The 6,028-nt window shown below is 43.6% G+C and carries 6 protein-coding genes; 4 read left to right on the plus strand and 2 right to left on the minus strand.

Translation table 11 applies throughout. From position 1 onward, the window contains the following. Positions 1 to 67: 67 nt before the first annotated feature. Both WBA23_RS19020 and truA read right to left on the minus strand, forming a co-directional pair. On the minus strand, positions 68 to 1,831 hold the full coding sequence (locus WBA23_RS19020) for an ABC transporter ATP-binding protein (RefSeq protein ID WP_424583863.1): 1,764 nt from the start codon (positions 1,829 to 1,831) through the stop codon (positions 68 to 70). Between the two features lie 8 nt (positions 1,832 to 1,839). Further along, positions 1,840 to 2,601 (minus strand): tRNA pseudouridine(38-40) synthase TruA, encoded by a 762-nt coding sequence (gene truA / locus WBA23_RS19025; RefSeq protein WP_424583864.1) that lies wholly within the window; start codon positions 2,599 to 2,601, stop codon positions 1,840 to 1,842. A 265-nt stretch (positions 2,602 to 2,866) separates the two neighbouring features. Between truA and WBA23_RS19030 the strand changes: the two genes are divergently transcribed. The 4 genes from WBA23_RS19030 to WBA23_RS19045 all read left to right on the plus strand — a co-directional run bounded on the left by WBA23_RS19030 (position 2,867) and on the right by WBA23_RS19045 (position 5,949). Continuing rightward, on the plus strand, positions 2,867 to 4,006 hold the full coding sequence (locus tag WBA23_RS19030; protein ID WP_424583865.1) for a Na/Pi symporter: 1,140 nt from the start codon (positions 2,867 to 2,869) through the stop codon (positions 4,004 to 4,006). A 117-nt stretch (positions 4,007 to 4,123) separates the two neighbouring features. Beyond that, positions 4,124 to 4,447, plus strand: a complete 324-nt coding sequence (locus WBA23_RS19035) for a hypothetical protein (RefSeq protein WP_424583866.1) — start codon at positions 4,124 to 4,126, stop codon at positions 4,445 to 4,447. A gap of 12 nt (positions 4,448 to 4,459) precedes the next feature. Further along, positions 4,460 to 5,221: a geranylgeranylglyceryl/heptaprenylglyceryl phosphate synthase gene (locus WBA23_RS19040; protein ID WP_424583867.1), complete on the plus strand. Its 762-nt coding sequence runs from the start codon at positions 4,460 to 4,462 to the stop codon at positions 5,219 to 5,221. A 188-nt stretch (positions 5,222 to 5,409) separates the two neighbouring features. Beyond that, a complete protein-coding gene (locus WBA23_RS19045) occupies positions 5,410 to 5,949 on the plus strand; it encodes an RNA polymerase sigma factor (protein ID WP_424583868.1) in 540 nt (179 codons plus the stop codon). Positions 5,950 to 6,028: the final 79 nt, after the last annotated feature.

Genomic DNA, 6,028 nt, shown 5'->3' on the forward strand with positions numbered 1-6,028 from the left:
GCCTAAACATATAAATACTAGGCCTCCGATAATTTCTAGTACTTCACCTTCTACAACTTTTCGTTGACTACAGAACTTCCTTGTATTGCATTTTATGTAACTGAGTGTAATATCCATCCAGCGTTAGCAACTCATCGTGCGTACCTCGCTCCTTAATTTCGCCGTGATCGAGTACTAGAATCTGGTCAGCATTCTGAATAGTAGATAACCGGTGAGCAATGACAATAGCCGTTCGGCCTTTCATCAGGCGGGTGATCGCCTCTTGAATTAACTCTTCAGTTTCGGTATCTACCGATGAAGTAGCTTCATCCAAAATAATAATTTCAGGATTGTACACCATCGCTCGTACAAAAGAAATAAGCTGCCGTTGCCCTACCGAGAGGGTGGCGCCTCGCTCCTGTACATTATAGTCAAGCCCGCCGGGTAAACGTTCAATAAATTTGCGAGCACCTACTAGCTCGGCAGCTTCAACTACTTTTTCGTGGCTGATATCGGTGTTACCTAGCGTAATATTTTTCTTAATAGTATCGGAAAACAAAAATACATCCTGAAGTACCACTCCGATGTGGCGACGCAGTACATCCAAATCGTAATCCTTTACTTCTACTCCGTCAATGAGAATTTCGCCCCGCTTAATATCGTAGAAGCGACTAAGCAAATTGATGATAGAAGATTTACCAGCTCCGGTAGCCCCTACTAATGCCAACGTTTCCCCGGGTTTCACTTCAAAATTAATATCCTTCAGCACGTAGTCACGCTCGTTGTAGGCAAACCACACATTTTTGAATTGCACGTGCCCCTCGAGATGGTCTTTGGTATGATGCCCGTTATCGTCGATATGTTCGGTATTATCTAGTAGGTTAAGAATGCGCGACGAGCTAACAATACCCAATTGCAACGTATTAAAGCGGTCGGCAATTTGCCGGATGGGCCGGAAGAACATATTGATGTACATAATAAAGGCAATCAGTACACCAATAGTCACCTCTTCGTGTAGCACTCCGCGTGCGCCGTACCACACTAGCAAGCCAATACCCGTGGCCTGAATAATTTCGGCCACTGGAAAGTAAATCGAGTAATACATCACCGACCGAAGGTGCGCCTGCTTGTGCTCATCGTTAATTTCACGAAAGCGTTCGTACTCCCGCTGCTCACTGCTAAAAATCTGCACAATACTCATTCCCGTAATATGCTCCTGCACAAAGGAGTTCAGATTAGAAACCGCGTTGCGCACTTCGTTAAAGGCAACTTTTACCTTCTCCTTGAATACATAGGTGCTCAGAATGAGCAGCGGCAAGGTTGATAGGCTCACTAGCGTGAGCTCCCAATCAATGTAAAACATCACTCCCAGAATTACTACGATCTGGAGAATATCACCAATAATGGCGGCTACGCCTTGACTAAAAATATCAGAAAGGGTTTCAATATCGGAGATGTTACGAGTAACTAATCGCCCAATGGGAGTACGATCAAAAAACCGAAGGCGCAGACTGAGTAAGTGACGATACAGTTTTACCCGAATGTCTCGCACGACGCTTTGCCCAATCCAACCCGAAAGATAGGTATGAAGATACTGCACAATTCCCTGCACTACAATCAGCCCAATAAGCAGGATCACCATATTGATTAGCCCTTGGTAGTCGTCAACCAGAATATACTCGTCAATTGCTTTTTGTATCAGAAAGGGCACCGCTGGGGCCAGTAATGCAATTAGCACAGTAAGAAATACCAGTGAGTAGAACCGACCAATATAGGGTTGTATGTACTGGAAAATTCGTTTTAGTACTTGAGTGTCGATAATATCGCCACTGTTAATTTTTTCTTTATCCATAGTAAGCGTTAAATGTGCTCGCGGAAAATATCATCCGGATAAGTCACTTCGGTCAGAAACAAACCGCAGGCATCGACTGAACGACCGGCCTGTCGGCGATCCTGGCTAGCAACAATAGTAGCAAAGTCAGTCAAACTAGTTGTTTGAGTTCCAATATCCAGCATGGTGCCAACCACCGTTCGAACCATACCTCGTAAAAAGCGATTGGCTGAAATGGAGAAGACTAATCGGTCTTTTTCTAATACGTGCCAATCGGCCCGAAAGATATGGCAATCGTAGGTAGTGTTTTGTGTTTTGCCTTTGCTAAAGCAGGCGTAATTTTGTTTCTTGCGCTCAGTTAGCCATTGAGCCGCTTCGTTCATCAAATCCACATCTATTTTTGTAGAGAATAAATAACTTAATCCGTTTAGAAACGGATTTTTTTTCTGATGAATAAAGTACTGATAGCTACGACGGACAGCACTAAAGCGAGCGTGGGCTTCGTCGGTTACCGCTACTAACTCGGTGATGCTAATATCGTGAGGAAGCACTGCGTTAAGTTTATGAAGATGTTCTTTTTCGTTTAATAATTGATTGCAGTTGAAATGAGCAACTTGCCCCTGGGCGTGTACTCCGGTGTCAGTTCGCCCGCTACCTACTGTAGCGATCGGCTCTCGTAAGATTAGTGATAGTGCCTCATTGAGCACCTGCTGTATCGAAAGGGCGTTTTGCTGAATTTGCCACCCATGATAAGCTGCGCCCTGGTACTTGAGCGTTAAAAAGTAGCGCATCAGATCAGTTTCATCGTGAAAATTATAAGAGGTAAAGATAGCAGATTACGTATTTGTTAAGAACACCGGCATACCTTAATAATGATTTTTATCATAAAATTCTGTAAGTTAGGCACTTAGCTATTTTCGGTTAAATAATAGGATTAATCGCGAGTATAAAAATTTAACAATAGTTTCATCCTTATTTGATAACATCTTGTTTTTTATATCCTTACTTTCAGGAATTCTATTAGTCGAGAGAAGGTTACCAAGAAAATAGATCTTTTTGTCTAAAGAAGTAAGCAAAGTGAGCGTTTTAGAGCAAAGGCATACGGTTAGCCAGTGGCAATCGGTAGGAAAGTACCTATCGGTGTTAGGGGCAATCATTGTGTTTATGCTTTCTATCAATTTACTCAGCTACTCGTTTCAAGGTTTGCGAGAAGAAATCGCTTCCTTAATTCTTTCGGTTACCATGAACCCATTTATTGGGTTGTTTATTGGATTGTTACTTACGGCAGTTATTCAAAGTAGTTCAATCAGTACCTCAATGGTGGTGGCTTTAGTAGGTTCCGGAACAATCAGTTTATCGGCAGCAGTGCCGCTCATTATGGGCGCAAACGTAGGCACTACGCTTACCAGTACTATAATATCGCTAAGTTTTATTACTCATAGGCGGGCCTTTCGTAAGGCGATAAGTGCGGGCGTAGTTCACGATATTTACAATATCATGCTAGTGATACTTCTTTTCCCATTGGAGTATTATTATCAGGGCCTTTCCCGCACTAGCATATGGTTAGTAAATACTTTAGGAATAGCTGACCCAGAAGCTACCAGCGAGTTGGTGTACCTGGGTTCTTTTTCTGCTAATGGTATTGATGAATCTTTTGTGAATGTTGTTGGTAGCCATTGGCTAGTACTAGTGTTGGCCTGTAGCATGCTCTTCTTCTCTATCAAATATATTTCTAATGTTATCTCTAAGTCACTTATTGGGGAGTCTAAAGACAAACTGAAGAAGTACATATTTACCAATCCGTACAAGTCTTTCCTCTGGGGCGGGGGGCTTACGGCTGCCGTGCAGTCTAGCTCAATCACTACTTCGCTCATTATTCCTTTAGTAGCAACCAATAAAGTTTCTTTAGCAAAATCGTTTCCTTTTATTATTGGAGCTAATATAGGAACCACCATCACCGCACTGATTGCCTCGTTTTTCGCTACTGAGGTAGCGGTAAGTATTGCTATTGTTCACCTGCTGTTCAATTCATTAGGAGTACTTCTTTTTCTGCCTATTGCTTCTATCCGCCGCATTCCAATAGGAGTGGCTGCTCTTTTTGGCCGGCTTACCCTTCGCCATCGCCTGTATGGCTTCCTCTATATTGTACTCATGTTCTTTATTATCCCGTTTCTTCTTATCTACTTCAATCAATAGCTGGTTAAAGTTATAGAGCTATACAAGTTTAAATTGTTAGTCTTATTAGAAACTCGTTGCGAAACTGCTCAAGGCTGACTATCTTGAGTTTTTTATCACTTTTTTACATAACTACCTATGGCCAAGCATTCTGCCCAAGATACTTTTGAAGCTCAGAAAGAAAAAATCCAGGAGATCATTGAAAAACTAGCCGTTCAGTTTGATCTGGACGAAGAAGATCTTGGTACAATCAAAGAGTGGGGCACAGCACTGTTAGTAACCGGCGTATCGGTCTACATTGTCTACCAACTGATTCAGCGGTTGCTAGGATCGGATCAGGAAGAAGAGGAAGATGATGATATTGCCGACCGTACCTCAGCGTTTGCCGAGATGCTGAAAAAGCAAGCAGGTTTAATTCTTCTTGCAGTAGCTCGCAGCCAGCTTAAGCGGATATTCCGCTAAACATCACCCGGAATGTCCGGCCTGTATCTAGCATTACTTCGGCGGCACCAGCAGAAGAGGAAAGCACTAGCCGTCTTCGTTGATCCTGATCAACTAAATGAAACCGCAGATACGCTTCGTCTCATTAGCTTAGGAGTGAAGTATCAGATTGACTACTTTCTGATAGGCGGTAGCTTGATTACGACTAACAATTTGGGAGAAGTTATTCGCACGGTGAAGGACGAATGCGATATTCCGGTGATTCTCTTCCCGGGTAGCAATCTGTACATAGAATCTAGTGCAGACGCTATCTTGCTCCTTTCAATTATCTCGGGGCGTAATCCGGATTTACTCATTGGGCAGCATGTAGTGGCAGCACCAGTGCTAAAGCGTAGTCCGCTCGAAATTATGGCAACCGGCTATATTTTGGTGAATACAGGAAGTATTGCTTCCACCACTTATCTTAGTCACACTACGCCTATTCCGCACGATAAAGCTTCGGTAGCTGCTTGCACCGCAATGGCTGGCGAAATGCTCGGACTAAAACTGATCTACTTGGATGCCGGAACCGAGGCCGAGCGAGCGATTGACCCTAAAATGATTAGCGCAGTTCGGAAGTCGGTAGACATCCCCCTAATTGTTGGTGGTGGAATCAACAATCGCTATCAGGCGAGCCGTGCTTACGAAGCGGGGGCCGATCTGCTTGTAATCAATGGCGTAGAACACACTTCTGAAAATAATCTTCCCGAAATAGCTGAAGTGGTTCAACAGTTGAATAAGGAAAAACTAGAGTGATTTGACAGTTCGATGGCTCAATCGTTGAATTGCTGATTGTTCTCTGTCACTAGTTGAGAAAAATAGCTCCCAGCTCCCAGCTCTTTTCGGACTCCGGTTTTCAGTTTCCCGCCTTTTGTAAAAAAAGTTCTTTCTCGCTGTAACCTTTCCATTTTCCTGAGGTTTTCCCGTCCAAAAAGCTACCAAACTTGAATTCTTACTCCGACAATGCTCTGATGCTGAAAGTTAAAGCAGGACAGCGCGATGCGATGGGTTTACTCTTTGAGCGTTACCACCGCCGCTTGTTTGGCTACTACTATCAGCTTTCGCAGGAAGCCGAGCTTAGTGAAGATTTAGTACAAAACACTTTTTACCGCATGTTAAAGTACGCACATACTTACCGAGGAGAAGGAGAATTTATTACCTGGATGTTTCATTTAGCCCGTAATGTGTGGGCCGATCATTACAAAAAACAGCAGTGCCTGCCTACCGAAGAGATAAACCAAGTAATATCGCTTTCAGAAGCAGAAGAAACCGAAACAGAAGACCAACTTACGCAGCTTCGGCAAGCTATTCAGCTTCTTAAGACCGAACGTAAAGAAGTACTGCTGCTTAGCCGCTATCAGGGCTTGCGCTACCAGGAGATTGCCCAGCTACTTAACTGCTCGGAAGCGAATGTGAAGGTGCGGGTTTTCCGGGCCATTCAGGATTTACGCCAAATTTTTCGCCAACTGGAACAGCAACTATGAAAGAACAGTACACGCTATTGATTATGGATTATTTGGAAGGCCGCTGGGACGATCAGAAGGAAACGCAGCTCCAGCAATT

This window comes from Tunicatimonas sp., from assembly GCF_049647865.1.
GTDB lineage: Bacteria > Bacteroidota > Bacteroidia > Cytophagales > Cyclobacteriaceae > Tunicatimonas.